At 23.5% G+C, this 1,633-nt stretch carries 1 protein-coding gene; it reads right to left on the bottom strand.

The features are described from left to right. Positions 1 to 130: 130 nt before the first annotated feature. Positions 131 to 1,453, bottom strand: a complete 1,323-nt coding sequence (locus tag ACQCX0_RS04345; protein ID WP_462562953.1) for a KAP family P-loop NTPase fold protein — start codon at positions 1,451 to 1,453, stop codon at positions 131 to 133. Between the last annotated feature and the right edge of the window lie 180 nt (positions 1,454 to 1,633).

Here is a 1,633-nt window from a genome sequence, read left to right as displayed (position 1 = left end):
TATCAAAATTATTTATCATATTAAATCCTTTTTATATTATATTTGTAAACAGTATAAAATACATAATCAATATATTCAATATAGAAAACTTAATTTATCTCTAATTCAAGACTACTTGCTACAAGATAACCTAGTTATTTAAAGCAACAAGCCATTCTTTTAAATATTTTTCTACATCATTATAATTCTTATCCTTCTCAATATTAATTAGAGAATAAACTAAATTTGGTACATTATCTGTAAAAATTCCTGCTTTTGGATTTATGAGTCCAGTTATAAACATTTGTAATAAATTTATTGTTGTATCTATATGATTCTTTTTTTTATCAAAGTCTTCACTTTCAGTTTTTATAATATTTTTTAGACTATTCATTATTTCTAATAAATATTTTGGATTTTGATTTATTGTAATCTCCTTAAAAGATTCTTCATTTTTTAATTTCAAAGCATACATTAAAAACAAATAGAAGATCCCACTATAAGTAATTCCTTTGTTAAATCTATCAAGATAAACTTTTGAATCAGGAGGTGGAAGACTAAAATGTGGGTAAAGTTTAAAACATAACTTTATATTATTTGAAATTTGAATTATACTTCTAGCACTAAGAGAAAAGAACTCTATTAAGGTTTGGATATCATTCTTCTCATATATAACATTTCTATGTACACCAAATTGATTTTTTATCATGCTATCAGAGCTACTTTCTGTATAATACACAGGTAATAATTGCATATAATTTTCAGCTAAAATATTAAGCATAATTGTTTTATCAATAAATTTTTCAATATAACCATGAGTACCAATGCCATATTTAGTAGTATATTGGTTTTCAATATTACATATATAACTCTGATTTATAAACAAAATAAATATAATATTATCAATCTCAAAGAAGTGTTTTATTGTTTCAAGAGTTTCAATAGCATATTCAGGTCTGCATCTGTCAATCTCATCTACTAAAACTACTAACTTTTTATTTTTGGCGAGTTTTTTTAGTTCGTCTTTAAGGGAATTAATATCTTCTTTATCTTTACCATTGATTAGATAGTTAAATACTTTTTCTGTTGTTTGTGTTGGTATTTGTGTACATAGATTAATTCCAAAAGATAGCATTTGTAAAACTTGTGTGGCAACCTTTTTTAATTTTTTTATGTCATTATTTTTAAGATCATCAAGAGCAGAAATAAAAGTAGTTAATGGGTTTTTATAGTCATTGCTCCATAAATCAATGTATATTGTATTAATGCTATCTTGATAATCTTTTTTAAGTGTATTTTCTAAACATTTAGCAAAAAATGTTTTACCACTGCCATATTGGGCAGAAACAGCAATTGTGGCACTTCCAGTAATTGCACAAATTAATTCTAGAGTTGAATCGTGTTGTTTTTTTATACCTAGCTTATCGTTTTCTAAAGAAGGTTCTATATGACTTTTTAAGCTTAGTATATCCATTTTTATTGCCATAATTTTATAATTGATGTTTATCTAATTATACCAAAATTGCAAGGTTAAAAAAGTTAATTTTTATAAATATCAATATGTTTAGTAATCCTATTTTAAGATACTTTCTTAAAATGTAAGAGATATAGAAAATTTAATTTACCACTAATTCAATAATTCTATTTATTTTAA

The sequence above is a fragment of the Candidatus Hepatincolaceae symbiont of Strigamia maritima genome (assembly GCF_055505085.1).
The sequence above is the reverse complement of the archived record's forward strand: the minus strand, read 5'-3'. Positions and strand labels throughout refer to the sequence as shown.

Excerpts from the sequence above, each read along its gene's own strand:
- ACQCX0_RS04345 (WP_462562953.1), bottom strand. The coding sequence starts at position 1,453 with ATGGATATACTAAGCTTAAAAAGTCATATAGAACCTTCTTTAGAAAAC.